The organism is Streptomyces sp. NPDC030862, assembly GCF_055571835.1.
In genome coordinates, this window is sequence record NZ_JBVIEN010000002.1 from 824,440 (window position 1) to 849,825 (window position 25,386).

Sequence of the window (25,386 nt, forward strand, 5' to 3'; positions counted from 1 at the left end):
GGTTACTCACGCTCGTCGGCGGTGGCGCGGCGGCGCACGGCGGCGCAGGCACCGACGGCGGCGAGGACGAGCGCGGCGGGGCCGAGCACGAACCAGACACCCGCCGTCCCGCCCGAGTCCCCGCCGGCCCGGCGCGCGGCCGACGCCGGTTCGGCGGACCACCAGCTCCAGTAACCGTCCTGACCCCAGATGTTGCCGGCGGCCTCCGGCATCGTCGTGATCGACCGGATGTGGTCGGTGCGGTACGCCTCGACCGCGTTCGGGTACGCCATGACGTTCATGTACCCGGTGTCGTACAGCCGTGCCTGCGCCTGCTTGACCAGCTCCGCCCGCTTGGCGGGGTCGTACTCGCCCGTCTGGCGGGCGTACAGCTCGTCGTACGCGCGGTCGCAGATGAAGTTGTCGGTGGCGCCGGTGTCGGCGGGGGTCGCCGGGAGCGCCGCGCAGGTGTGGATGGAGAGGACGAAGTCGGGGTCGGGATTGACCGACCAGCCGTCGAAAGCGAGGTCGTAGTCGCCCTTGAGCCAGGGGTCGGAGACATTGTCCAGGCAGTCCACCTTCAGTCCGATGCCCAGCTTGGACCACCACTCCTGGAGGTAGGTGGCGACCGCCTTGTCGTTGGGGTCGGTGGCGTGGCACAGGATCCGGAAGTCGAGCGGTCTGCCGTCCTTGCCGGCGCGCTTGCCCGCGGCGTTCTTCCGGTAGCCGGCGGCGTCGAGGATCCGGGCCGCCTGGGCGGGGTCGTACGCGCGCTTCCGCGCGCCCTCGGGCTTCCAGAAGTACGGGGCGAAGCGGGGCGGGATGTAGCCCGCGCCCTCGACGGCGTGGCCCTGGAAGACCTTGTCGACGATCGTCCCGCGGTCGACGGCGAGGAAGAGCGCCTTGCGGACGGCCGGGTCGAGCAGGGCCGGGTGGCCGGTGCCGAACCTCTTGCCGTTCTTCGCCCGCGCGCCCGGGTTGGTGGCCAGGGCGTAGAAGCGGCGGCCGGGCGCGTCGTTCACCTCGATGTGAGGGGCGGAGCGCAGGGACGCGGCCTGGGCGGGGGTGAGGTTCGGTACGAAGGAGACCTCGCCCTTGCGCAGCGCGGCGACGGCGGCGTCCCCGTCCTTGTAGTACCGCAGCACCAGCTCGTCGAACTTCGGCGCCCCGCGCCAGAAGTCCTTGTTCGGCGTGAGCTTCACGTACTGGTCGACCTTGTAGTCCGTGATGAGGTACGGGCCGTTGCCGACGATGGGGAAGCTCTTGTCGTTGTTGAAGGTGGAGAAGTCCTTCACCTTCTCCCAGATGTGCTTCGGCACGATCGGGACGTCGAGGGCGGTCATCGTGGCCTGCGGCTTCTTCAGCTCGATGACGAGGGTGCGGGGGTCGGGCGCGGAGACCCTCTTGAAGTTGGCGGTGAAGCTGCCGTTGGCGGTGGCGGCGTCCGGGTCCGACATCATCCGCCCGAACGTCCAGGCGGCGTCCTCGGCGGTCACCGGTCTGCCGTCGGACCACTTCGCGTCGGAGCGGATGGTGTACGTCCACGTCAGCTTGGACGGCGACGGCGTCCAGGCGGTGGCCAGACCCGGGACGGGGTGGCCGTCCCTGACGTCGTAGTTGGTCAGGTTCTCGTAGGTGAGCCGGTGGAGGGTGGTGGAGACCAGCCGCTGGGCGAGGAAGGGGCTCAGGGAGTCCACGCTCTGGGACACGGCGATGGTGAGGACGTTCTTCGCCGCGTCGTCGGCGTGGGCCGGGGGCGCGTGGAGGGCGGTGGCGGCGACGCCGGAGGCGAGAAGCAGGCGGATGAGGCGGTGCGGAGCCATGGTGACCATGAGCTGACCTCGCGTCGGGTGGCGGGTGGTGGCGCCGGCTGGTGAGCGAGGTGTACCAGCGCCGTAGGGCCGCGTCAACGAGGCGTCAGCACGCGTTGTGCCTGGGGGGAGATACCCGAGGGCCCGCACCGTCACGACGGTGCGGGCCCTCATGGACTTTTAGTGGTCCAGTCCTTCGCCGCCCTACTGCTGAGGGGCCGGCGGTGCCTGCGGAGGCTGCTGCCCGGGCTGCTGCGGTACCTGGTGCTGCGGCGGGTACGGCTGACCCGGCGCCGGCTGCTGCGGTGCGTACGGCTGGCCGGGTGCGGGCTGCTGCCACTGCTGCGGCGGCTGGGCGGGGTACGGCTGACCCGGTGCCGGCTGCTGGGGGGCGTACGGCTGGCCGGGGCCCGGCTGCTGGGGGTGCTGGGGCTGCTGGGGTGCGTACGGCTGGCCCTGCGGCGGATAGGGCTGGCCCTGCTGCGGGTACGGCTGGCCGCCGGGCGCCTGCTGGCCCGGCACCGGCGGAGCCATCTGCGGCGGCATGCCGCCCTGCCCGTCCCCGGTCCACAGGCCCTGCGCCTGCTGCGCCCGGGCGAAGTCCTCGGCGACCATCGCCGAGAGGTTGAAGTAGGCCTCGCGCGTCTTCGGCCGCATCATGTCGAGGTCGACCTCGGCGCCCGCCGCCAGGTGCTCGTCGAACGGCACCACGATCACCCCGCGGCAGCGCGTCTCGAAGTGCTGGACGATGTCCTCGACCTTGATCATCTTGCCGGTCTCGCGCACACCCGAGATCACCGTGATGGACCGCTGCACCAACTCCGCGTACCCGTGCGCCGACAGCCAGTCGAGCGTCGTCGACGCGCTGGAGGCACCGTCCACGGACGGGGTGGAGATGATGATCAGCTGGTCCGCGAGGTCGAGCACCCCGCGCATGGCGCTGTAGAGCAGACCGGTGCCGGAGTCGGTGAGGATGACCGGGTACTGCTTGCCCAGGACCTCGATCGCCCGCCGGTAGTCCTCGTCGTTGAACGTCGTGGAGACGGCCGGGTCCACGTCGTTGGCGATGATCTCCAGACCGGAGGGCGCCTGCGAGGTGAAGCGGCGGATGTCCATGTACGAGTTGAGGTACGGGATCGCCTGGACCAGGTCGCGGATGGTGGCCCCGGTCTCGCGGCGCACGCGGCGGCCGAGCGTACCGGCGTCCGGGTTGGCGTCGATGGCGAGGATCTTGTCCTGCCGCTCGGTGGCGAGCGTGGCGCCCAGCGCGGTGGTCGTGGTCGTCTTGCCGACGCCGCCCTTGAGGGAGATGACGGCGATCCGGTAGCAGGACAGCACCGGCGTACGGATCAGGTCGAGCTTGCGCTGCCGCTCCTGCTCCTCCTTCTTGCCGCCGAGCTTGAAGCGGGCGGCGGCGGAGGGGTTGCGGCTGGACTTGGCCTTCTGCTTGTTGTTGCGCAGGAGGCGGTCGGACGACAGCTCGACGGCCGCGGTGTAGCCGAGCGGCGCGCCCGGCACCGAGCGCTCCCGCTGGTCGTGCGTGACCGGCGTGGGCCACGCACCGCCGGTGCGCGGGTCGTACGGGGCGCCCTGGGGCTGCTGCGGCTGTTGCTGCTGGGGCTGCGGCTGCTGCTGCGGGGCAGGCTGGCCGGGGTGGGGGAAACCGTAACCGCCCTGCGGGTGCTGGGGCTGGGGCTGGCCGGGCGCGGGTGCCTGCGGGGGCAGAGCGCCGGAGGGAGCGGGCTGCTGCGGCTGCTGCGGGGCGGCCTGGGCCGGGTGCGGGAAGCCGTAACCGCCCTGCGGGTGCTGGGGCTGAGGCTGGTGCTGGCCGGGCGCGGGGACCTGCGGCGGCAGGGCGCCGTAGGGCCCGGGCTGCTGCGGCACGGGCTGGGCGGGCTGCGCGGGGTGCGGGAAGCCGTACCCGCCTTGCGGCGCGGGGGCCTGCGGTTGCGGCTGTGCCTGGGCGGGCTGGGCCGGGTGGGGGAAGCCGTAACCGCCTTGCGGCGCGGGGGCCTGCGGTTGCGGCTGTGCCTGGGCGGGCTGGGCCGGGTGCGGGAAGCCGTAACCGCCCTGCGGCGCCGGGGCGTTCGGCTGCGCGGCCGCCGGGAGGACGGACTGGTCGGCGGTCGGCGCCGGGGCGGGCCACTGCGGGGCCGCGGTCGGCGCGGCCGGCTGGAACGCCGGCGGCAGCGGCGGCAGCGCCGCGCCCTGCGGCGTACCCGGCGCGGGGGCCCACGGCTGGGCCGGCGCGTCGGCGGGCGCCGCGTTCTGGGGCGGGGTGTCCTGCGGCGCGGTGCCCTGCGGTACGGCGTCGGTCACTTCGGCGTCCGCCGGGGCGGCGGCGTCCTCGGGGGCTTGGTCACGCGGCTCGTCGCCGCCCTCGTCAGCGGGGCGCTCGTCGGCGGGGCGCTCGTCGGCCGGGGGCGCGACCTCGGCAGGCGCCTCGGCCGCGGGCTTCTCCTCGGCGTCCGCGTCCGCGTCTGCGTCGTCGGAGGCCGAAGGCGCGGGTGCCCCGGCGATCTCCGGAGCCTCAACGGCCTCAGCGGGCACGGCCTCGGCGGGCTCCGCAGCCTCAGCCGCAGCCGGCTCCTCGGCACGCGCTCCGGCCTCATCCGACGAAGCCGCACCTGACGAAGCCGCATCCGACGGGGCCTCAGCCGACGGAGCCGTACCCGACGCGGCCGCCTCGCGCGCGGCGATCTCGGCCATCTCGCGCTTCAGCGCGGCGGGCGAGAAGCGCATGGTCGCGCCGCTCTCCAGGTCACCGCCCCCGAAGGGCTGCTCGGGCTCGGGCTGGGCAGCAGCCCCCGCCGAAGCCTCCGCCACGGGAGCTTCGGCGGCATCGGCAGCCCCGGAGGCCCCGGCGGCATCGGAAGCACCCGGTGCCCCATCAGCCGCAGACGCCTCAGCCGGAGCAGGCGCGGGAGCCGCGGGAGCAGGCGCCGCAGGGGCGGGCGCGGGCGCGGGGGCCGCGGGCGGCGGCGTCGTCCAGTTCGGCTCGAAACCGCTGCCCGGGGGCAGCCCCGGCACCGCGACCGGCATCGCCCCGCTCGGCGGCGGCGGAGGCGGCGTGTACCCGCCGCTCGCCGCGCCACCGGCGGCACCACCCGACGACGTGTCCGCGGCGTTCTGCGTGTACCAGGCCGGCGGGGTGTAGTCGATGGTGAACTCACCCGTCATCTCGGCGGGATCCGCGTCGGACTCGTCGACGGGAAGGTTCCAGCTCCCGTGGATGTCGTCCCGATCGCCGTTCACTTTGCCTCCTGGTGTGGTCGAGCACCCTTGTGCCGTGGTGGGTGGGGCCACCGTTGACTTCCGATCGGCCCGGCTCTGCGACCCACCCTAATCGTCAACGATGCCGGACCGGCAGGCTCACCCGGAGCCCACCCTCTGTCCCGTACCTCACGCCCTGCCTACTCGTCACGTGAGTGCGGCAGAGCGTGAGATGCGTGGCCGGGAAAATCGGTACAACTGCCCATGAACCAGGAGTGCTCGACAATCACGCGGCGAGGCTCTCACCACATCTCGCCGAAGCCTTCGCGAAGCCCTCACAGACCTGCGCGGCGGCCCCATCGACCCCAACCGCCCCTACGTGATGTCGAACTCGCCGTCCCGCGCCCCGAGGACGAAAGCTCGCCACTCTGCCTCGGTGTACCGCAGCACCGTGTCCGGGTCCAGGGACGAGCGCATCGCGACCGCGCCCCCCGGCAGGTACGCGATCTCGACCCGCTCCTCGTCGGGGCTGGTGCCAGGGGGACCGTGCCACTCGACGCCCGAGATGTCGAGGGCGTACAGCTCTTCCTTCTCCTGTGCGCTGCCCATCGGGGTTCCTTTCTCTCGCGGTGGCCGCGCCGCCCGGCCCGAGTGCCCTGTGGCGGCGCGTGAAGCACCTGTCGCTCCGCGTCACCCTCCCGCATCCTAGGCCAGGTGGGGGACCCCGCAGGGGGCGCTCAGTCCATCCGCCGGGGCATGCCCAGCAGGCCCGACTCCGCGTCCGTCGCGGTCGTCATCACCCAGTTCCGCTCGCGCCCGGAACACCAGAGCGTGACACCGTCCGCCAGCGTGGGCAGGGCCTCCGTCTCGACCTGGGTGAGCCCCAGGATGCGCCCGATCTGCTGCGCCTCCTGCGGCGAGACCCGCTGGACGCCCACGAGCGTGGACGCCCGCATCAACCGGGGCGCCACCGGGCTCAGATACGGCAGCAGCGTCAGGACCGACTGCCACGGCGACGACACCACGCGCCCGCGCGGCGGCCGCATGCCGCAGTCCCGCACCACCACGACCGGACTGCTCACCGTCGCACCCATCGGGGGGACGCGGCCCACCTCGTGCAGGGTGATGCACTCCAGGCCGGCGCCCGCGGTCTGGGCGAGCGAGACCCACTCCTGCGCGCGCCCGGTCTCCACCGCGACCCGCGCGCCCGTGCCCGCCGCGCGCAGCGCCAGCACCTGCGCCGTCCACAGGCCGCCGATCAGCAGCACGTCGTACGGCGTCGAGCGGTGGAAGCCGATCATCTGCGGCCGGCCCTCGCCGTCGTCACCGATGACGACCCCGTCGTCCCCGACCGGCAGGGACAGCGCGCCGAGATGGTCCGCCGCCATGGTGTGGCCGGCGAAGCGCGGGCCGAACAGGCCCCGGAACCCCCGCCCGGAAGCGGACACGGACACGGGTGCGGATGCGGTTGTGGATGCGGATCCGGTACGGGCCATCAGCGGGCACCTCCCAGCGGCAGCGTCGCCAGTACGCCCGGCAACTGCTCACGGTCCAGGCGCTGCAGGCCCACCTTCGCCGACCGTCCGGCCTGCTCCAATGCCCTGCGTACGCCGATCAGTTCAGTGTCGGAGCCGCCGGTGATCCGGACGTGCCCGAGTACGTCCATCGTCCCCTGGCGCAACCCGCGCCGCAGCGTGAAGCTCACGGTCGTCGCGTACGCGGGCACGGCGGTCAGCAGGGACACCAGCTTCGGCAGGGGCGTCGCGCCCCGCCCCAGCTCCGGCCAGCGGCCGACCGCGTACGTCGTGTGCCAGCGGTCGTCGCACCGCCACACCCGCGACGTCTCCGCCGTACGCCGCTGCGGCGCCGCGTCGGGCCGGCCCGCACGAGCGGTCAGCCGCGCGCTGGCGCAAGCCGCCATCGCCACCGTGGAGTTGAGCTCCTCCTGGTCCAGGACCACGGCCTGGAAGCCGGCGCCGGTCATCCGGCTCGCCACATGGTCCGCCGCGCGCACCAGACAGCGCTGGGCGCCCTCGACGCCGCCACCGCGCGCCGCGACCGCCTCCGCGCACAGCTCCGGGTCCAGCTTCACCGCCACCCACGTCATGCGCAGCGCGGGCGCACCGGTCCGCTCCTGCAGCGGTGCGTAGGACCGGCGGGCCACCGACTGCTCCGGCAGGTGCGGCGCCGGCGCCGGGCGCACCTGCTGCACCAACTGCACCGACTCCAGCACGATGTCGTCGACTTCCAGCGCGCTTCCCAGCACGGACAGCGGCAGTGCACGGGCGCCGAACGCCGGGCGCAGCGCACTCCCGCTGGCCTCGATCCGTACCACCGCGGTCAGGAACGTGCCGTCCCCGAGCATGCCGACGGTACGGCGGTTGCGGTCGACGTACGGATAGGGCCGGAAGCCCGGCACGCCCTCCGCGACGACGGCCAGCGAGGGGTCCACGTCCGCCGGCGCCGGCGCGGCGCGACGGTTGCGCGCGCGCAGGGCCATGGCCGCCGACAGCCAGTCCCGCAGCGCCTGACCCCGGCGGCGGACGACGGCGAACACCACCAGCAGGAACGCGACCACACAGGCGGGGATCAGCCAGAACCCACCGAGCGCGACCCCCACCGCGGCCAGCGCGAGCGCCAGTTCCACCAGCATCAGCTGGCGCAGCTGGAAGGGACCCACACGGCTCGTGCGGGACAGGGGGCGCAGGGTGGTGGAGGCCGGGACGGCGTTGCCGCGCCCGGCCGGCTCCGCCGGGGCGTTGCTTCGTTGCCGTCGGGAACTTTCGGGGGCGGCCCTACCGGAGTTACGCCCATTTCGCGCGCGCGTCGCCGTACCCATCGCCGCGTTGCCCCCTCGTGTCCGTAATTACTGAATTCCCATGGGCGTTGACCGGGCGATCACCCTACCTGAGCGGTGGAACGCTGGTGCCAGCAGGCATAGTAGGGGGCGGCACCGACGACAGGTCCCGCTCGACGCATGTGGGAGCCTGGTCGCTCAGCGGGGAGAGGGACAACGGACACATGGCATCACGACGGGACGAACTCAACGCTTACACCTTTGCGAAGCGGAGGCTGGTGGCGCAGTTCGTACAGCCGAATGCGACCGGGTCGGAGGAGGGCGCGCCGCGGCCGCTGCGCGCGGTGCTGCCGGGGGTCATCGTCGGTGTGGTGATCCTCGCGGTCTTCGGGGCCTGGGGCATGTTCAAGCCCGTGGCGCCGCAGGGCTGGGCGACCCCCGGCGAGAACGTGATCATCGCCAGCAAGTCGACCACGCGGTACGTGGTGCTGGAGACCGACAAGAAGAAGCAGCTCCACCCGGTGCTCAACATGTCGTCGGCCAAGCTGCTGCTCAACCCCGACAAGGGCAAGGTCATCAACGTCGACGAGTCGGTGCTCGACAGCGGCAAGATCCCGCACGGCGCCACCCTCGGCATCCCCTACGCCCCGGACCGGCTCCCCGACCCCAAGGAGGCGGGCGCGGTCAAGCGCTGGGCGGTCTGCGAGCGGCCCGGCGAGGGCGGCCGCGCCATCCAGAAGGCGGCGTTCGTCTTCGCGCAGCGCGAGGAGAGCAAGACCGAGGGCGCGAACCGCCTCACCGGCGGCGAGCTGCTGTACGTCGAGGGCCCCGACAAGACCCGCTACGTGGTCGACGCCCAGGGCACCGCGTACCCCGTGGCCGAGAAGGACCAGGAGCTGCTCCTGCGCCAGCTCGTCGGACAGGGGCGCGCCGCCCAGCGGGTGTCCGCCGCGTGGCTGGAGACCCTGCACAAGGGCGACGCCATCGAGTTCCCCACCGTCCCCGGCCAGGTCGGGACGGACGCCGGTATCCCCGGCGACCTCGACCCCGAAGTCAACAAGATCGGCATGGTGCTGACCGCCACCGACGGCACCCGGGAGCAGCAGTACGTCGTCCTCCGCGACCGCGTCGCTCCCGTCTCCGACTTCACGGCCAAGCTGCTGCTCAACAGCCGCCAGTTGGTCGACCTCGACCAGGCGGGCCGTGCCACCTCGGTGAGCGCCGGCGCCTTCCAGCCGGGCGAGGCGTTCGGCGCGGACAAGAAGTGGCCGCGGCTCGCGCCGAAGCCCGTCAACGACGCCGGTACGGAAGAGGGCAGCCGCAACACCGTCTGCAACGTCCTGCGCGAGGTCGACACCGACAACGGCGCCACCACCCTCAGCACCTGGGCGGGCACCGACTTCCCCGCCCCGCTGCCCACCGGCGCCAGCAGCGCCTACGTCACCCCCGGCTCCGGCCAGCTCTTCCGGCAGTTCAAGGGCTCGGAGACCGGCACCGGCTTCCTCTTCCTGGTCACCGACACCGGCCTGCGCTACGCCATGCAGTCCAACGGCGACACCGCCACCGACGACTCCGGCATCGGCTCCTCCGGCGACGAGAAGGAGAAGAAGGCGCGGGCCCAGGAGGCCGCCCAGGCCCAGAACCGGCTCGGCTACAAGGACGTCGACCCCGTCCCCGTACCCGCCGAGTGGTCGGTCTTCCTGCCGACCGGCCCCCGCCTGTCGACCGGCGCCGCGCGCCAGCCGCAGGGCTCCTGAGGGCCGGGGCGAACATGACCTACACCCACCGACGTCTGCTCGCGGCCGCCCCCGCTCTCGTCGCCACCGCGCTGGCCGCCGTCATCCTGCCCGCGCCGCCCGCGGCCGCCGACGACCTCCAGCAGTGCACCTTCCCCGGCAAGAAGTACGAGGGCCGGCCCTGGGCGCTGCAGCGCGTCCTGCTGGACGAACTGTGGAAGCAGTCCACCGGCAAGGGCGTGCGCGTCGCGGTCATCGACACCGGCGTGGACGTCAAGAACCCGCAGCTGACGAAGGCCGTGGACACCGGCAGCGGCATCAACCTGCTGCCCAAGAAGGACGATCAGGGCAAGGAGCTCGAGCGCGGCAAGGAGGACGGCACCACCGACACGGTCGGCCACGGCACCAAGGTCGCCGGCATCATCGCCGCCCGCCCCGCCAAGGGCACCGGCTTCGTCGGCCTCGCGCCCGACGCCACGATCATCCCGATCCAGCAGAACGACGCGGAAGGCCACGGCACGGCCAAGACCCTCGCGGCCGCCATCCGGCACGCGATCGCCGAGAAGGCCGATGTGATCAACATCTCCCAGGACACGGCGAACGCGGTGGAGCCCGCACCCGCGCTCAAGGAGGCCGTGGACGCCGCCCTGGAGAAGGGCATCGTCGTCGTCGCCTCGGCGGGCAACGACGGCCTGGGCGGCAACGTCAAGCGCACCTACCCGGCCTCGTACGAGGGCGTCCTGGCCGTGGCCGCGTCCGACCGCAACAACGAGCGCGCGCAGTTCTCCCAGTCGGGCGACTTCGTGGGCGTCGCCGCCCCGGGCGTCGACATGGTCTCCACGGTGCCGGGCGGCGGCCACTGCGCCGACAACGGCACCAGTTTCTCCGCCCCGTACGTCGCGGGCCTGGCCGCGCTCATCAAGGCCAAGCACAAGGACTGGACGCGCCCGCAGATCGTCGCCCAGATCCAGCAGACCGCCGAGCGCTCCGTGGCCGGCCACGACCGCCTCGTCGGCTGGGGCGTCGTCGACCCGGTCCGCGCCCTGACGGAGGACGACAAGCCCATCGACAAGCCGGTCGCCCACGAGGGCGTCACCCGCGCCGAGGCCCCGACCCCGGCCGAGGTCCACCTCGGCGAAACCCCGGAGGAGCGCAACGCCCGCCTCGCGACGTACGTCGTCGTGGGCGGTGGAGTCCTCGTCGCGGCCATCTCGGGCGGCGCGGTGGCCCTGCGTGACGCACGTCGCAGGGCGAGGCGCGTGTCGTTGCAACCGCACGCCCGTGAAATGGCGTGATCGGTAAGGCGCTTGGGACTGTCATACCCAGTGACTACAGTGACGTGAAGCAGTCAAACAGCAGAAGCAAACGGGGAGGAACGAGCATCGTGCTCGAGGGAATGGTTGACGGGGGCGGCTATGGCAGGTGACCTCGAGCGTGGGGTTGGTGAGCTCAAGAAGTTCCAGCGGGATGTGAACGCCCTCCTGGAGAACCTCCAGGGCGGCGCCGGCGGCAGCTCCAAGATCGCCGAGGAGCGGGTCACCCGCGGCTCCCTCGGCACGGGCATGCAGTTCGCCGAGGCGGACGGCTTCTACACGCAGTACAACCGCGTCCACCAGGCGATCGTCCAGCTCTCCAAGCACCTGAGCGACCAGATCGAGCTCTACAGCATCGCGGTCCACGCGGCGGACGTCGGTTACGACAACGTCGAGGAAGAGCAGCGGCAGCGGTACCACTCGATCCTGGCCCGCCTGGACGAGGAGCGGGACAAGAACCAGCCTCAGGACCAGAAGCCCGAGACCGGCAAGTCCCACCAGGATGGCAACCGCGTCGGCAAGGACCTGGGGTGATGACTGATGAGTGAAGAGAAGAAGCCCACGGAGCAGAAGCCGCCGACTCCCCAGGAGCGGTACGAGCAGGAGCACAAGCAGCAGCAGGCGACCGACACGGCCATCACGGGCCAGCGTGTCGTCACGGACATGGCGCAGAAGGTGCAGGAGACCTTCAGCGGTGTGTTCGGGGGCACCGGCACGAGCCTGTTCGGCAAGACCAGCTTCGAGAACGCGCCGCTGAACGCGATGCTGGACCTGCTCGAGAGCGCCAACCCCGCGGACCTCACCAGCGCCGGCAAGAAGCTGCAGGACGCCACCACGGCGCTCAACGAGGCGGCGAGGAACCTCGACAACTTCGTCAGCAAGACCGAGTGGAAGGGCGAGGGTGCTGAGGAGTTCCGCCGTTACGGCAAGGAACTCGTCACGTACACCTACAAACTGGGGGCGTTCTCCAACGTGACGGGCGCCCAGATGCAGGAGGCCGCCGTCGGCCTCAGCTCCGTGCGCAACTCCAAGCCCCCGCGCGACGGCCGGCTCGTGCAGAAGAAGCCGGACGACTTCGCCCTGCCGGAGCGCACGGAGGACAACCCGGACTACCAGAAGGCCCTGAAGGTCGAGAAGGACCGCCAGGAGGCCATCAACCAGATGAACCGTCTGGCGTCCTTCTACGCGGTCTCGGAAAGCACGCTGGCGTCGCAGGACCCGCCGAAGTTGCCGAAGCCGCTGGGGAGCTCGGCGGTGCCGCCGCCAGCAGGGCAAGTAGACAGTGGCCGTGCCAGGAGGGACGCAGGCTCCGCAGATAACGACCTGTCGCGGACTTCCTCGGCACAGCCCGGCGCGGTGCGCGGGGCGGCCGACAACGCGGGTGACGGCACACCTCGCACAGAAGTCACGGGCAAGCCGGTCGACGTGGTGGGTTCCAACCCCCGCACGGAGATCGACAGCGTCCAGACCCTTCCGCCGCTGACGACGCCCAATACGCCCACTCCGACCGTCCCGGTCACCGGCAACCCGGGGCCGCCCAACGGCGGTCCGCCCTTCCCGGGCTTCGGCCCGCCTGTCCGGCCCACGGCACCGCGGGCCACGGGGATGCCCGGTGTCCCTCGGACCAGTGGTGGCCCGGGCCCCAACACGGTCAGCCGTACCGGCACTCCTGGTAACCCGACCGGGCGCGCCACGGGAACGCCCGGTCGTTCCATGGGCACCCCTGTAACAGGTCACGGTTCGCCTTCACAGGCCACCGGGCGTTCCGGCCAGGCCATGGGTCGCCCGAGCCCCATGGGGACGCCGGCAGGCCAGACGGGTCGCACCGGTGGTCCCAACCAGACGCCGGTGACCGGCCGGCCGACCACGACGGCGCAGGGTACGGCCGGCCGCCAGGGCGGCCCGGGCGCACCCCGAGCGGGCCAGAGCGGCATCGTCGGAGGCACGCCGCAGCGTGCTACCGGCGGGACCACCGGATCGCGCATTCCCAAGGGCACGGTCATCGGCGGGGAGGCAGCGGCCACAGGCCGTCCCTCCGCCGCGAGGCCGAGCCAGTCCGGCGTCATCGGCGCCAACCAGGCGAATGGCGCTGCTCGGCCCACGGGACGCGGCACGCCCAGCGTGAACGGTGTGGTCGGTACGCCGCGTGGTGGTACGGCGGCGGCTCGGCCCGGTGGTGCGGCCATGGGCGCTCGGAGTGGCCAGCGTCAGACCCGTGACGAGGAGCAGGAGCGGAACAACTCCACCCGTCCGGACTACCTGACGGAAGACGAAGAGACGTGGGCAGCCAAGCGACGCAATGCTGTGCCACCGGTGATCGACTAGGCACTCGGAAGGTTCGGAAGTCAGGATGACGCCAGTGATGAGTCAGGTCCGTAAGCACACCGTGCGGCGTGGCCTGCTCTGCGCCGTGGCCGCGGCTGGAGCTTGGTCGGTGGGAATCGGCGGTACCGCCACAGCGGCGACTATCACCGACCCTCAGTCGAGGCAGTGGTACCTGGAGTCGATGCATGCCGATGAGATCTGGAAAACGGCCACCGGCGAAGGCATCAAGGTCGCGGTTATTGACAGTGGTGTCAATCCCTCCACGCCCTCACTCAAGGGGCAAGTGCTGAAGGGCGTGGACTTCACTGGCGTCAAGGGCGAAGCGACCGACGACTTCGATGGACATGGCACGTCGATGGCTGAACTCATTGCAGGCACTGGCAACGGTGGTGGGCTGAAGGGCCTCGCACCAGGGGCCAAGATTATTCCGTACCGGGTATCCGATACCGAGCTTCAGAACAGGGAGAAGGTCAACGCCTTCGACATGCGAGAGGCGATTCGTGCGGCGGCGGACAGTGATGCCCAAATCATCAATGTCTCGATGGCCAGCGATTACTACAATGCCGATATCAGGGATGCGGTCGAGTACGCCCAGAGCAAGGGGAAGCTGCTCTTCGCCGGTGCCGGCAATGGTGCCAAGAAGGGCAATAAGAAGCAGTACCCGGCTGCTTACCCGGAGGCCATCGCTGTCGCCGGCATCGGCCCCGATGGCATGGTGTCCGACTACTCCCAGCACGGCGAGTGGATCGACATCGCGGCTCCCGCCGACGACATCCCCGGCTGGTGTGACACAGCCTTCGACGTCTACTGCGACGGCGACGGCGGAACCAGCTCCGCCACCGCCCTCGCGTCCGCCACCGCCGCCCTGATTTGGTCCAAGCACCCCGACTGGACCGGAAACCAGGTGCTGCGCGTCATGTTCGAGTCCGCCGCGCGCGGCGAAGACTGGAAGCCCGGCTCCGTGAGCACGTACCTCGGCCACGGCGTCGTGCGCCCCAACGCAGCCCTCAACCGGGGGCTCGGAAAGCCGGGTGACCCCAACATCAGCCCGCTGACCAACGAGCGGGTCGGCGGCAAGCCCGGCTCGTCCGCTTCGTCGGCTCCTTCTGCACCAGCTTCGTCACAGGCCCCGAAGGACAAGCCTGCCGATGACGCGGCCATGGCAAGCTCTTCGAGCAAGAAGGCGGACGGCAACGGCCAGTTGGGCCTCATCATCGGCGGAGTCGCAGTCGTGGCCGTCCTCGCGGGCGCGGGCGTCTTCGTGGCCCGTAGGCGGCGTACCGCCTGACGCTGCGGCCGCGTCAGGCCCCCACAGGGGTAACCCACAAGACCATCTCCGCGGACAGCTGAACCGACAGTCCGCGGTGCAATGGAAACCCAAGAAAGGGAGAGCGACACATGGCAGTCCAGAAGGTCGGCGATGCAAGTCTCAAGGACTTCCAGGACGAAATCACCCGGAACTTCGACGACGTCAAGGCGCAGCTGAAGAACCTCCAGGGTGTCATCGACAGCCTCGAAGGCAACTGGAAGGGCATCGGCGCCGGCGCCTTCGACGTCAAGCAGAACGAGATCAACCAGGGCATGGTTCGTATCGCGAAGCTGCTGCTGAACTTCCAGGAAGCGATCCAGGTCACCCGCACGACCGCCGGCAACACCGACGACGAGGTGGAGCAGGCCCTGCGTGGCGTTGACGTGACCGGCGGTTTCTCGGGCGACGCGGGTGCGGAGCGCCGCGCGACGTCGAACATCGCCAGCTACTAAGCGCACAGGTCGTCATCCCGCGACCGCGACCGCGATCAGTACAGAGAACACACGCCTCAATCGGTATTTGGAGGAACCGTGGCACAGTCCAACGACGGCGTGATGGTCGTCACCTACGCCTCGCTCGAGCAGGCGGCATCGACCATCGAGGCCCAGGCGGCCCGCCTGGACGCGTCTCTCGACGCGATCCAGAACAAGATCAGGAGCATCTCCAACACCTTCGAGGGTGAGGCCAAGACCGCCGCGGACGGCGCCCACGCCAAGTGGGACCAGGAGACGCGCGCGATCCACAACGCCCTCAAGGGCATCGCCAAGGCTGTCCGCGAGGCCGGCCCGGCGTACCAGGCTGGCGACCGCAAGGCCGCGAGCCACTTCTAAGTCCCAAGGGCCCGGTGAGGGCCTGAGCGGCACGCAGGACGAGTAGCAGGGTGGGCATGCGCGGGAGATGCCCACCCTCACTCTTTTGTGTGGTTCAGTCGAGGCGCTGTCGTCACAGTGACTGGCTCGCCTCGGGCACGGGGGGAGGCCGAAGGCCGCCTGGTAGAACTGGGCGGTGCCCGCTGAGGAGCTGGCACGGATGACCATCCCGTCCGGCGGCCGCCTCCTCTGACCGCCCCGGCCTTCGCTCTGGAGCCCGCTGTGCCTCTGCGGTCGGGTATCACCCGCCCGATATCCCTGCTCCTGTCGACCGCGGCGCTCACGGCAGGACTCACCGGCTGCTCCCTGATGGCACTCGCCGAGGACTGCGACGGGACCCACGACCAGGTGAAGAAGCTGGCGGCGCTCGACATCCTCGACTCCCGGCCCGCGCGGGCCACCGTCGCCCAGGGCTTCGAGAAGGTGGACGCCGGCTGCTGGGCGGACAGCGGCGATGTCTCGGTGTACGCCAGCCGGACTTACGCCTTCCCCGGCACACAGGCCGAAGTGGCCGCGCACTACCGGACGGCGGCGGTACGGGACGGATGGAACCCGCACCCCGAGGCCTTGCCCGACGACCTGTGCTTCGTGAGGGAGAAGATGGCCCTGCAGATCGTCTTCCTCACCGCCGAACGCCTCGCGGAGGACGGTTACGGAAACCGGCCCGACCTCACCACCGGGGCCGGCTACTCGATCGACATCAACTCGTTCGTGAACAGCGGCGCCGAGGCGGGCTGCTAGGGCCTACCGGCCGAGCCCGCAGCCCCGGCCCTCGGCCGGTCCGGAGACCAGGCCGACCGGAAGATCCACCTGGCGCGCGAGGGGAGCGGCCGGAGCCCCGGCGGCGCCACGCGCATCTGCGCGGCCTAGCGCGGCAGCTTCAGATCCGTGCAGCCGTGTTGCTGAGCGGCCCGCTTGGCGAACGCCATGAGGGCGGCCTTCGCGAATCCCGGGTTGTTGGTCGTGTCCGTTTGCGGCCGGATGCGGAAGATCGCACGGAAACTGTCGTCGGGACAGCGAGCGCTCGCCCAGTAGCTCTCCTCGGAGCCGCCCGCCGGCTCCTCCGCCACGTACGGAGCCCGCGCATGTCGATGAGCCGCGTAGGGGCCGAAGGCGGCCTCCAGGTAGTAGAGCTCTTGACGCCTCATGAAGTTCGCGTCGTCGAGGACGACGCAGACCTCGAGCGGCGCGTCACCACTCGTTGGTGTTTCCACCACCCCCGAGATCAGCTCCTCTCGGGTGAACGGCAAGCCCGCACAGGTCCCTTGGGCCGTGCTCGGGGCCGTGTCACCTCCCGCCCGTGGTAGGGGCGGCAACGGCCCGCCGAGCGTGGCGTCGCAGTCCCAGCGGTCGGCGGCCTTCGCCGCCGTGGCGGTCACGAACTTGGCGACCTTTCCGGGCCTACGTGACTCGTCCTCGACCGCTGTGACCACCAACATGGTGCCCTTGTTACGGCAAGGGAGGACGACGGCCGTGTTCCGCAAGTCGGTGAAGCCGCGCCAGCCGCCACCCAGGGGCATGGGCAGCGCCTTGGCGTTGTTCTTGGGGAGGTAGTACTTCCAGTCGTTTTCACTGAGGAGGTCGTGAGCCGGCAGGCGACTGACGGTGACGTACACGTCCCCGACCCAGCAGAAGTCATAGCCCTGCTCGTCCCGACCGTGACGGATGTCGTTGCGCAGTCCGCGCTCGTGGTCCAGCCCGGTGAAGGCGACGGTCTCCTTATACGGCAGGACGCCGTCGCAGTACGTCTTGAGCTTGTTCTCGTACCGCCACCGCTTGCCGGTGTCGCTAAGCCGGTACCAGCCGTATCCCGCGAGGGTGGCCAGCACGAGCGGGACCGCGACCCAGAGAGCCCACCGTCGTATCACCTTCATCGGACTTCTCCTGCATCGTTGGGCCGCGCGTGCCGGTTACTTTTCGGCGCTGACTTTCGGCGCCTTGGCCGGGAGCCGCGAGGGGAGGTTGCATCCGGCCTTCTTGTGCGCGTACTGCGCCGCGCCGACGGTGAGGTCGGTCAATGCCTGGCGGTCCTTTTGGCTGGCCGGCCGCTCATAGTCGTACAGTTGTGCCTCCACGCTGAGACTCCAGATGCCTCCGGGAATCGTCCCGGGTGAAGTGCAGGGAACAAGAATGGCTGCCGAGCCTCCCCCGAGTACTCCCCTGCTGCCAGCCTCGAAGTTGTCGACGTCTTCTGGGGGCGAGTCGATGATTACCTTGCGCACCCAGTCATTCGATGGCTCATCGATCAGCCCGAGTTCCGCCCTGGTTCGGAAAAGAATGCGGTCCTCTCCGTACACTTGGCAGTGGACTGAAAAAATCGATCCCCCTAGCGTGACGGGATCGCCGTTCACCGACTCCTTGAAGCTGTATTCGGGTTCGTCGGGCAGGGTCGCGTCAAGAGCGCGGGCGGCGCGGGACGAGTCCCCCAGCGCATCACAGACGTCGCTAGCCTTGATTTCTCCGCGCCGCTCAAAGGGAGGCAACCCGAAGGCGTAGACGATGGCCGCGCACAGGGTTACCATCGCCAAGGCGATAATCGAGGCAATGAATCTTCTTGATGTGCGAAGCACTGTCATTCCTTCTTCGTGTCCAGTTCTCGCGGCTTTCCTTCGCCGTCCAGGAAGTTCCCGATGTTCGTGTGGGCATTGTTGAAGCCCCTCTCTGTCGCGGCTGCAACTGAAGCAACGATATGCGGAGAGGGGTTTTTAGCGCTTTCCCCAGCCTTCTGGGCGGCCGATTCGACCAACGCGTATGTGGATTGCCTCGTGTCGTCGATATCTTCTCCGTTACGGTAGATGGCCTCGCTAGAACTGTCCTGCATTGACCCCTCTATGATGGCGCCGATGATCTCGCCGGCAGCCGTCTCGGCAATCCCGCCAGCAATGACTCCTCCTGGCCCCATGGCCGGGGTCGCCACCAACCCAACTCCGATTCCCACACCGGCGCCTGCCCAGGTTTCAAGGCTCGCCAGGGCATCGTTGAAGTCCTTGTCCTCGGCACCGCCTTCCAATTCGTTAGCGTAGGCGCGGCCTGCACCGATCGTTCCCTCGATTTCCCCAGCCACTGTGGCAACATGCTCGATTGTGAGCTTGAGGTTATCGTTTGACGGAAACTTCGAGTCCTCAAGAAATGCGTTGGGGTGAGCGAAGTGATACTGCATCACGTTCGTGGTGTAGCTGTGCTGTCCCACGTTGATCGCCGCATATCCCTCCGGATTCTGGCCGAGCGTGTAGAGGAAACGTGTGACGTCGCGTTCCTGAAGATTGGCCGCTTCGCCAGCAACGGGGAACAAGTTGTCCCTGTTACCCTGCACCGGGCTCAGTGTCCGGTGGATGTCCGGCATGTACTCAGCCGCGATCTGGCCCAGGCTGTCGGACATGTAGCCGTACTTCGTGACGCGCTCGGGAACCTCGGAAACCGAAGCGAAAATGTCCTCCACCAGCTTGGCCTGCTCGGCGTTGTGGGCCGGAGTGTCGGCGGTGGGCATCTCCCCGGCCCGGTGGCCGGTTGCCGCGGCCTCCAAGGCCAGGGCCAGGTTGTTGCGTCCCTCGATGCTGTCCTCGCCCTTGCGGTCCACCTCCGGTGGCCAGTGGCGCTCCTCGAAGAGGTACTGGAAGTTGCTGAGTTCTTTCCGGCCCTTGTACTCGTTTTTGTCCTTGCTGTCGTACAAGAACTCGTGGTCGTCGTCCTTCGACAGGAACCGCTGATTGAAGAAGTCGGGACCAGCGCCCGGGCTGTTGGACAGGGCCTTCAAGAAGCCGACCAGAGGGTCGGCGCCAGAATCCGTGCCGGTCCGGTTGAGTTGGGGGCCAATCATGTGGTGCTGCCAGGCAGGTTGGCTGCCGTTGTCGCTGCGGGTCTTCTCGACCTGCATCAGCTTGGTGCCGTAATCCTTGAGGAACCCGTCATCGAAGTCGCCCCAGCGCATCAGGTTGCTCATCACCTGGAAGCCGTGCACGCCGCTGTGCTTGTTGAGGGGCTGTCCGCCGAGGTCGGCCATGTCGTACTTCCACTTCGACATCTCGGGGGTGTCGGCGTGCGAGGCGGTGGCCAGCGTCAGGCTGAGGTTCTTCTGGAGGTCGTCGTATTGCTCGTGCCGGTCGTGGTAGACGTCATAATTCCGCGACATGTCGGTGATGCCCGCCCAGAAGTCGAGGGTCCCCTTCGGCCCCAGCTGCTCCGCGAAGCGCTCGGCGAACAACGGGTCCCCGGAGCGCTTCTGCAGGCCGGCGTTGAGCCGGTCGAAGTCGCTGGGAGTCAGGTCCTCGGGTTTCTTCTTGGCCAGCTTGGCCAGGTCCTCCGCCTCCTTGAGGGCGGCGGCCGCGGCGTCGCGGTCCTTGTACTTCGCCTCCGAGAAGCCGTAGTCGGTGAGGTCGACCAGCGCCTGCAGGGTGGTGGCGGCGGAGTTGTCGATCTCGCTCGCCTTGTCGAGGATCCCCTGGAGCTCGTCGCGCAGCCCGTCGATGTCCTTCTGCGTCACGTCCTTGGCGTCGGGGTTCGCGTCGACCTTGAAGCTGCTACCGCTGACCGTGACCGTGAGGTGCTTCGTCCGCCCCCGCTCGATGGCCTCCCTGAGCAGCCGCTGCTGAGTCTTCAGCTCGTCGCGCGAGTCGCGGAGGATGTTGAGGATGGACGTCGCCTGAGTGTGCGCGTCGGAGAACTCGCCAGCGGTCTTGGTGATGAACTGCCGGGAGACCGCGGCGTTGTATCCCGCCCAGTTCGCCTTGTTGGCCTTGCCGACGAGCCCGTCCTTCGCGTCCGTCGCCAGCTGCTGCAGTTTGGTCAGCATGGTCGTCCAGTCGCTGACCGTGTCGTCGAGCGGCTTGAAATTCGCGGAGTGCAGATCTTCGAAATCCACCGGCTGATCCCCCTAGTCCTTCTTGTCCTTCTCGTCGTCCTTCTTCTCACCGTGCACTTTGTTGTCCTTGCCCGGTGGTGCGTAGGACTCGTCGAAGCCGGCGTCAAGCGTGGCGATGCTGCTCACGTGACGTTCGATGTAGATCTCGTCGCCCTGGTGCGCCTTCGTCGTGAAGTCCATGTGGTTCGAGATGAGCGCACAGGCGTCCATGAGACTGCCCAGCTGCCTGTCCCAGCGGGCGGCTACATGCTTCAAGGCCCCGCCCAGCGCGAAGCCCTCCTTGGACAAGGCGGTTCCGGACGCGTCGGTCTCGGCGACCCGGGCCTCTTTCCACATGCGGTTGTAGAGCTTGAAGGCCTCGTCGCCGATCGCGGCGAGGTCCTTCTGGGAAACCTCGAGATCGCCCGTGGGTTCGCCCGCGTTGGGCCTGTCTTCGGGCGGCAGTCCGTTCAACCGCATTCCGGTCGGCTGCCGCTCGGCAGCCGATTCCTTCAGCTGCTCCCATTCGTCCCACGCCATCGTCCGGGCTCCTTCCCCCGCGCCTGCCGCGCGCCTCATGTGGCATGAACCTATTGAGCCCTTGCGACTACTTGCAAGGACTGTCCTGGACGTCGGTTTTGATGCTGTACAAGAGGTTGACGCCCACGGCGTGCGTCACTTCCGACTGTCCCGGCAAGGGCGTCGCCGTCACCGTCAGACAAATGCCGGCGACCTCGTATTTCTCCACGTCCCCGTCTTTCGTGACGAGTCGTACCTGGGGGTCGTCACCGGGACCGCGCAGCCGAAGGTTGATGAACTCGTCCCACGAGTTCCCCAGCCCCTTGGAGCGGCCCTGGCCCTCATCGGTCTCCAGATTCGCGGCCGCGTACCTCACCCGCTTGAGCGTCTCGGCGTGATCCGGCCCCGAGTCGAAAACACCCGCGGCCCGCAGCAACACCACCACCTGCCACACGAAGAAGCCCGCGAGCACCACCAGGCCGATCCGCCGCCACCTGAAGGCCGAGTCCGGCGGCTCGTGCGCCTCCGGGTTGTCGAAGTGAGGGGCCCGGAAGCGCCACCAGAGCCTGCGCGGCACGTCGAAGATCGCCGCGGCGAGGAACAGCGCCGCGAACGTCGAGATGAAGACGATCAACCCGATCATCCGAGCAGTCCCCTCATCCCAGCAGCTCCGGCATCAGCCCCGTCTGCACCAGCGGGTTCCCCCGCTGACGGGAGACGAAGATGCCCCGGCCCGCCGGCATGGGACGCATCCGGACGCCGCCCAGGACGTCGCCCTCCTGCGGGTCACCCGAAAGCAGGACACCCTGGGCGCCCAGCTCCATCATCCGCTGGAGGAACGGCTCGTAGGAGGCCCGGCTCGCGCCCGCCGCGCTGCGGGCGATGATGAAGCGCACGCCCACGTCCCGCGCGAACGGCAGGTGTTCCGTCAGCTTGGCCAGCGGGTTGCCGCTCGACGTCGACACCAGGTCGTAGTCGTCGACCACGACGTACACCGACGGGCCCCGCCACCAGCTGCGGTCCCGCAGCTGCTGCGCCGTGACGTCGGCCGACGGCGTACGGCGCTGCATCAGGTCGGCCAGCGCGTCCACGTGGTGGTCCATGTTGTTGGACATGGGCACGTACTCCGCCAGGTGCGAGGCGGGAGTGACGTCCAGCAGCGCGCGCCGGTTGTCGACCACGAAGAACTTGCAGGAGTCCCCGTCGTACCGCTCGCTCAGCTGCTTGATCAGCAGCCGCAGCAGGTTCGACTTGCCCGTCTCGCTCTCGCCGAACACCAGGAAGAACGGGTCGCGGTCGAAGTTGACGTAGACCGGCTCCAGGTTGTTCTCGTCGATGGCGAAGGCGACGCCCCGCTTCGGCTCCACGAAGCCCGCCGGCAGCTGCTGCGCCGGCAGCTCGCGCGGCAGCAGCCGCACCTGCGGCGCGCCCGGCGCCGTCCAGTGCCGGGCGACCTCCTGCGCCATCGCCGCGGCGGCCTCCGACAGCTCGGTGTCGGAGTTGATGCCGTCGATGCGCGGCACCGCCGCCATGAAGTGCAGCTTCTCCGGGGTCAGACCACGCCCCGGCACACCCGTGGGCACGTTCACGGCCGCCTTGCGGTCCAGCTCCGAGTCCATGGTGTCGCCGAGCCGCAGCTCCAGGCGGTTCATCAGGTGGTCCTTGAGGTTCGCCCGGACCTCCATCGACCGCGAGGCGGTGAGGATCACGTGGATGCCGTAGCCCAGACCGCGCGCCGCGATGTCGAGCACCGCGTGCTCCAGGTTCTCGTAGTCGGTACGGAAGTTGCCCCAGCCGTCGATGACGAGGAAGACGTCACCCCACGGCTGCTCCGTCACCGAGATGTCGCCGCGCGCCCGCAGCCTGCGGTACGTGGCGATGGAGTCGACGCCCGCGCTGCGGAAGTACTCCTCGCGGCGCGCCAGGATGCCGTACACCTCGGCGACCGTACGCCGCACCTTCTCCGGGTCCAGGCGCGAGGCGACCCCGCCCACGTGCGGCAGGCCGGCGATGGACGCCATACCGCCACCACCGAAGTCCAGGCCGTAGAACTGCACCTCGTGCGGCGTGTGCGTCAGCGCGAACGCCGAGATGATCGTCCGCAGCAGCGTCGACTTGCCGGACTGCGGACCACCGATGATCTGCATGTGGCCCGCCGCACCGGAGAAGTCCCGGTACAGCGTGTCGCGGCGCTGCTCGAACGGCTTGTCGACCACACCGAGCGGCACGACGAGCCGCCCCGCCCCCTCGTACCCGGGCTGTGTCAGCCCGCGTCCCTGCACACCGGTCAGGCCGGGCAGCAGCTCGTCCAGCGGCGGCGGGTTGTCCAGCGGCGGCAGCCACACCTGGTGCGCCTCCGCGCCCCGCCCCTCCAGGCGTCGCACGATCACGTCGAGTACGGAGTCGGCGAGCGCGTCGTCCTCGGCCGCGCGCTGCTCGGGCACCTGCGCCTGCGCGGCCGGCTGGACGTAGTGCACCGGCACCGGCGCGGCCGTGAACAGCGCCGGACGGCGGTCCACCGGCAGGGGCCCGCCCGGCACGGCGGCGTGCGCGTTCTCGCGGTACACGCCGGAGACGTACGCCGCCTTGAACCGCACCATCTCGTCCGTACCGAACTTCAGGAAGCCGGAGCCGGGCACGTTCGGCAGCTCGTAGGCGTCGGGCACACCGAGCGCCGCGCGGGACTCGGCCGCCGAGAAGGTCCGCAGACCGATCCGGTACGACAGGTACGTCTCCAGGCCGCGCAGCCGGCCCTCCTCCAGGCGCTGCGAGGCGAGCAGCAGGTGCACACCGAGGGACCGGCCGATACGGCCGATCTGCACGAACATCTCGATGAAGTCCGGCTTGGCGGAGAGCAGCTCGCTGAACTCGTCGATGACGAGCACGAGGGAGGGGATGGGCTGGAGCGGGGCTCCGGCGGCACGCGCCTTCTCGTAGTCGTGAATGTTGGCGTAGTTGCCCGCGTCGCGCAGCATCTCCTGGCGGCGGTTGAGCTCACCGCGGATGGAGTCGCCCATGCGGTCCACCAGCGTCAGGTCGTCCGCCAGGTTGGTGATGACGGCCGCCACGTGCGGCATCTGCGACATGCCGGCGAAGGTGGCGCCGCCCTTGAAGTCCGCGAGGACGAAGTTCAGCGTCTCCGAGGAGTGCGTGACCGCCAGACCGAGCACGAGCGTACGCAGCAGCTCCGACTTTCCGGAACCGGTGGCGCCCACGCACAGGCCGTGCGGGCCCATGCCCTCCTGGGCCGCCTCCTTCAGGTCCAGCATGACCGGCGTGCCGTCCTCGCCCACACCGATCGGCACGCGCAGCCGCTCCGACTGCGAGCGCGGCCGCCAGGTGCGGCTGACGTCGACGGACGCCGCGTCGCCGAGGTTCAGCAGGTCCGTGAAGTCCAGGTTCGCCAGCAGCGGCTCGTCGTCGTCCGACCCGGAGCCGACCCGCAGCGGCGCGAGCTGGCGCGCCAGCGTCTCGGCGGCCTCCAGGCTCAGCCGGTCCGGGGCGCCCTCGTACACCATGCCGTGCGCCGACTCCAGGCGCAGCGAGTCCGGGTGCACCACGACCGACAGGCCACCGCGGGGCCCGGTGATCTCACCGGCCACGACCTCGATGATCGTCACGCCCTGCAGGCCCTCCGGCGTGGCGAGCGCCGACACGGAGGGGATGGACTGGCCGTCGAGGACGACCACGACGTGCGGCTGGTCCAGCAGCGGGTTGCCGCCGAAGCGCGGACGGCCCTCCAGCCGCGCGCCGAGCAGCTCGTCGAGCTCGCGCGCGTCGGTGGTGATCAGCCGCCGCGAGCCCGCGCCGTCACCGGCCCCGGGGGCCTGGACGTGCGGGAACCACTTGGCGAACTCCCAGTGGCCGGCGCTCTCGCGGCCCACGGCGAGGGCGATGACCAGGTCCTCGGGGGAGTGCAGCGACGCCAGCGAGCCGACCATCGCGCGCGCCGCCGACCGCGCCGACTCCGCCTCGCCGCTCACCGTCAGGTGGTAGAAGGCGCGCAGCGACACGGCGATGGGCAGGCCCTCCAGGGTGCTGTGGGCGTTGATGAACTGCTGCATCGCGCCGGCCGTGAGCGGCTCCAGCTCGTCGACGGGCGCCGTGTCCGGGGCGATGAGCGGGGTGGCGAGCTGCTGGCTGCCCAGCCCGATGCGCACCTGCGCGAAGTCGTCGTCGGCGACGCGCCGCTCCCACACGCGGCTGCCCTCGGCGACCAGCGCCCACAGCTGCTCGGGGGAGGGGTGCAGGTAGAACTGCGCGTCGCGCTGGAGGCGCGCGGTCCGCAGCACCGTACGGCGGGTCTGCGTCAGGTACTTGAGGTAGTCACGGCGCAGGTCGGCGAGCTGCCCCTGGGTGCCGCGCCGGTAGCGCACCATCATCGCGATGGCCATGGCGACCGTCGAGGCGATCATCACCATGCCCATGATCCGCATGACCGGGTTCGGGGTCATGAAGAAGAAGACGACCGAACCACCCATGCCGAGCGTCGGCAGCAACTGCATGAGGACGCCCTCCTGCTGCCCTCTGGGCAGCTCGGGAGGGGGTTGCAGTTGCACCTGCTCGCCGGGTACTTCGGACGGCAGGGCCCGTGGTGGGCGCTTGACGATGATTTGACTCACAGCTCACCAATTCCCTTGGCGGACGGAAACGTTCCTATCGGCGCCCCCGTGGCGAC

The 25,386-nt window shown here is 69.9% G+C and carries 19 protein-coding genes; 8 read left to right on the plus strand and 11 right to left on the minus strand.

Features of this window, described 5'->3' with window-relative positions; genetic code table 11:
- Window positions 1–2: 2 nt before the first annotated feature.
- From ACZ42X_RS08000 to eccE, 5 genes are all read right to left on the minus strand, one after another.
- The gene (locus tag ACZ42X_RS08000; RefSeq protein ID WP_468285504.1) at window positions 3–1,811 is read right to left on the minus strand and encodes an ABC transporter substrate-binding protein; all 1,809 of its coding nucleotides are present in this window, start codon (window positions 1,809–1,811) and stop codon (window positions 3–5) included.
- Window positions 1,812–1,994: 183 nt separating this feature from the next.
- Entirely contained in the window at window positions 1,995–5,045 is a 3,051-nt protein-coding gene (locus tag ACZ42X_RS08005; RefSeq protein ID WP_468285507.1) for an SCO5717 family growth-regulating ATPase, read from the minus strand.
- Between the two features lie 333 nt (window positions 5,046–5,378).
- Complete coding sequence (locus ACZ42X_RS08010) at window positions 5,379–5,612, minus strand: DUF397 domain-containing protein (RefSeq protein ID WP_361429100.1); 234 nt, start codon at window positions 5,610–5,612, stop codon at window positions 5,379–5,381.
- Between the two features lie 128 nt (window positions 5,613–5,740).
- Complete coding sequence (locus ACZ42X_RS08015; RefSeq protein WP_361429161.1) at window positions 5,741–6,391, minus strand: hypothetical protein; 651 nt, start codon at window positions 6,389–6,391, stop codon at window positions 5,741–5,743.
- A gap of 107 nt (window positions 6,392–6,498) precedes the next feature.
- The gene (gene eccE, locus ACZ42X_RS08020; protein ID WP_468285510.1) at window positions 6,499–7,842 is read right to left on the minus strand and encodes a type VII secretion protein EccE; all 1,344 of its coding nucleotides are present in this window, start codon (window positions 7,840–7,842) and stop codon (window positions 6,499–6,501) included.
- 182 nt (window positions 7,843–8,024) lie between these two features.
- On the opposite strand from eccE, the gene eccB reads away from it, so the two are divergent.
- The 8 genes from eccB to ACZ42X_RS08060 all read left to right on the plus strand — a co-directional run bounded on the left by eccB (window position 8,025) and on the right by ACZ42X_RS08060 (window position 16,093).
- Window positions 8,025–9,557, plus strand: coding sequence for a type VII secretion protein EccB (eccB, locus tag ACZ42X_RS08025; RefSeq protein WP_468285513.1), 1,533 nt, complete (start codon window positions 8,025–8,027; stop codon window positions 9,555–9,557).
- Window positions 9,558–9,571: 14 nt separating this feature from the next.
- A complete protein-coding gene (mycP, locus tag ACZ42X_RS08030) occupies window positions 9,572–10,831 on the plus strand; it encodes a type VII secretion-associated serine protease mycosin (protein WP_468285516.1) in 1,260 nt (419 codons plus the stop codon).
- A 120-nt stretch (window positions 10,832–10,951) separates the two neighbouring features.
- Complete coding sequence (locus tag ACZ42X_RS08035) at window positions 10,952–11,383, plus strand: hypothetical protein (RefSeq protein ID WP_468285519.1); 432 nt, start codon at window positions 10,952–10,954, stop codon at window positions 11,381–11,383.
- A 129-nt stretch (window positions 11,384–11,512) separates the two neighbouring features.
- Window positions 11,513–13,174, plus strand: coding sequence for a hypothetical protein (locus ACZ42X_RS08040; RefSeq protein WP_468285521.1), 1,662 nt, complete (start codon window positions 11,513–11,515; stop codon window positions 13,172–13,174).
- Between the two features lie 25 nt (window positions 13,175–13,199).
- The gene (locus ACZ42X_RS08045; RefSeq protein ID WP_468285522.1) at window positions 13,200–14,462 is read left to right on the plus strand and encodes a S8 family serine peptidase; all 1,263 of its coding nucleotides are present in this window, start codon (window positions 13,200–13,202) and stop codon (window positions 14,460–14,462) included.
- A 110-nt stretch (window positions 14,463–14,572) separates the two neighbouring features.
- The gene (locus ACZ42X_RS08050; protein ID WP_468285525.1) at window positions 14,573–14,935 is read left to right on the plus strand and encodes a WXG100 family type VII secretion target; all 363 of its coding nucleotides are present in this window, start codon (window positions 14,573–14,575) and stop codon (window positions 14,933–14,935) included.
- Between the two features lie 78 nt (window positions 14,936–15,013).
- Window positions 15,014–15,313: a WXG100 family type VII secretion target gene (locus ACZ42X_RS08055; RefSeq protein ID WP_468285528.1), complete on the plus strand. Its 300-nt coding sequence runs from the start codon at window positions 15,014–15,016 to the stop codon at window positions 15,311–15,313.
- A gap of 261 nt (window positions 15,314–15,574) precedes the next feature.
- Window positions 15,575–16,093 (plus strand): hypothetical protein, encoded by a 519-nt coding sequence (locus ACZ42X_RS08060; protein WP_468285531.1) that lies wholly within the window; start codon window positions 15,575–15,577, stop codon window positions 16,091–16,093.
- A gap of 125 nt (window positions 16,094–16,218) precedes the next feature.
- On the opposite strand, the gene ACZ42X_RS08065 is transcribed toward ACZ42X_RS08060, so the two are convergent.
- The 6 genes from ACZ42X_RS08065 to eccCa form a co-directional block, all read right to left on the minus strand.
- On the minus strand, window positions 16,219–17,226 hold the full coding sequence (locus tag ACZ42X_RS08065) for a hypothetical protein (protein ID WP_468285534.1): 1,008 nt from the start codon (window positions 17,224–17,226) through the stop codon (window positions 16,219–16,221).
- A 36-nt stretch (window positions 17,227–17,262) separates the two neighbouring features.
- A complete protein-coding gene (locus ACZ42X_RS08070; protein WP_468285537.1) occupies window positions 17,263–17,928 on the minus strand; it encodes a hypothetical protein in 666 nt (221 codons plus the stop codon).
- The gene (locus ACZ42X_RS08075) at window positions 17,925–20,210 is read right to left on the minus strand and encodes a hypothetical protein (RefSeq protein ID WP_468285539.1); all 2,286 of its coding nucleotides are present in this window, start codon (window positions 20,208–20,210) and stop codon (window positions 17,925–17,927) included. Before ACZ42X_RS08075 ends, ACZ42X_RS08070 begins: the two co-directional genes overlap by 4 nt.
- Window positions 20,211–20,222: 12 nt before the next feature.
- On the minus strand, window positions 20,223–20,729 hold the full coding sequence (locus tag ACZ42X_RS08080) for a hypothetical protein (protein ID WP_468285542.1): 507 nt from the start codon (window positions 20,727–20,729) through the stop codon (window positions 20,223–20,225).
- A gap of 67 nt (window positions 20,730–20,796) precedes the next feature.
- Complete coding sequence (locus tag ACZ42X_RS08085; RefSeq protein ID WP_468285545.1) at window positions 20,797–21,351, minus strand: hypothetical protein; 555 nt, start codon at window positions 21,349–21,351, stop codon at window positions 20,797–20,799.
- A 13-nt stretch (window positions 21,352–21,364) separates the two neighbouring features.
- Window positions 21,365–25,330, minus strand: coding sequence for a type VII secretion protein EccCa (gene eccCa, locus ACZ42X_RS08090; RefSeq protein ID WP_468285547.1), 3,966 nt, complete (start codon window positions 25,328–25,330; stop codon window positions 21,365–21,367).
- Between the last annotated feature and the right edge of the window lie 56 nt (window positions 25,331–25,386).

What these genes read in the sequence shown, in the direction of transcription:
- ACZ42X_RS08000 (WP_468285504.1), bottom strand. Translation starts at nt 1,811, where the DNA reads ATGGTCACCATGGCTCCGCACCGCCTCATCCGCCTGCTTCTCGCCTCC.
- ACZ42X_RS08010 (WP_361429100.1), bottom strand. Translation starts at nt 5,612, where the DNA reads ATGGGCAGCGCACAGGAGAAGGAAGAGCTGTACGCCCTCGACATCTCG.
- ACZ42X_RS08015 (WP_361429161.1), bottom strand. Translation starts at nt 6,391, where the DNA reads ATGGCGGCGGACCATCTCGGCGCGCTGTCCCTGCCGGTCGGGGACGAC.
- eccE (WP_468285510.1), bottom strand. Translation starts at nt 7,842, where the DNA reads ATGGGTACGGCGACGCGCGCGCGAAATGGGCGTAACTCCGGTAGGGCC.
- eccB (WP_468285513.1), top strand. Translation starts at nt 8,025, where the DNA reads ATGGCATCACGACGGGACGAACTCAACGCTTACACCTTTGCGAAGCGG.
- mycP (WP_468285516.1), top strand. Translation starts at nt 9,572, where the DNA reads ATGACCTACACCCACCGACGTCTGCTCGCGGCCGCCCCCGCTCTCGTC.
- ACZ42X_RS08035 (WP_468285519.1), top strand. Translation starts at nt 10,952, where the DNA reads ATGGCAGGTGACCTCGAGCGTGGGGTTGGTGAGCTCAAGAAGTTCCAG.
- ACZ42X_RS08040 (WP_468285521.1), top strand. Translation starts at nt 11,513, where the DNA reads ATGGCGCAGAAGGTGCAGGAGACCTTCAGCGGTGTGTTCGGGGGCACC.
- ACZ42X_RS08045 (WP_468285522.1), top strand. Translation starts at nt 13,200, where the DNA reads ATGACGCCAGTGATGAGTCAGGTCCGTAAGCACACCGTGCGGCGTGGC.
- ACZ42X_RS08050 (WP_468285525.1), top strand. Translation starts at nt 14,573, where the DNA reads ATGGCAGTCCAGAAGGTCGGCGATGCAAGTCTCAAGGACTTCCAGGAC.
- ACZ42X_RS08065 (WP_468285534.1), bottom strand. Translation starts at nt 17,226, where the DNA reads ATGAAGGTGATACGACGGTGGGCTCTCTGGGTCGCGGTCCCGCTCGTG.
- ACZ42X_RS08070 (WP_468285537.1), bottom strand. Translation starts at nt 17,928, where the DNA reads ATGACAGTGCTTCGCACATCAAGAAGATTCATTGCCTCGATTATCGCC.
- ACZ42X_RS08080 (WP_468285542.1), bottom strand. Translation starts at nt 20,729, where the DNA reads ATGGCGTGGGACGAATGGGAGCAGCTGAAGGAATCGGCTGCCGAGCGG.
- ACZ42X_RS08085 (WP_468285545.1), bottom strand. Translation starts at nt 21,351, where the DNA reads ATGATCGGGTTGATCGTCTTCATCTCGACGTTCGCGGCGCTGTTCCTC.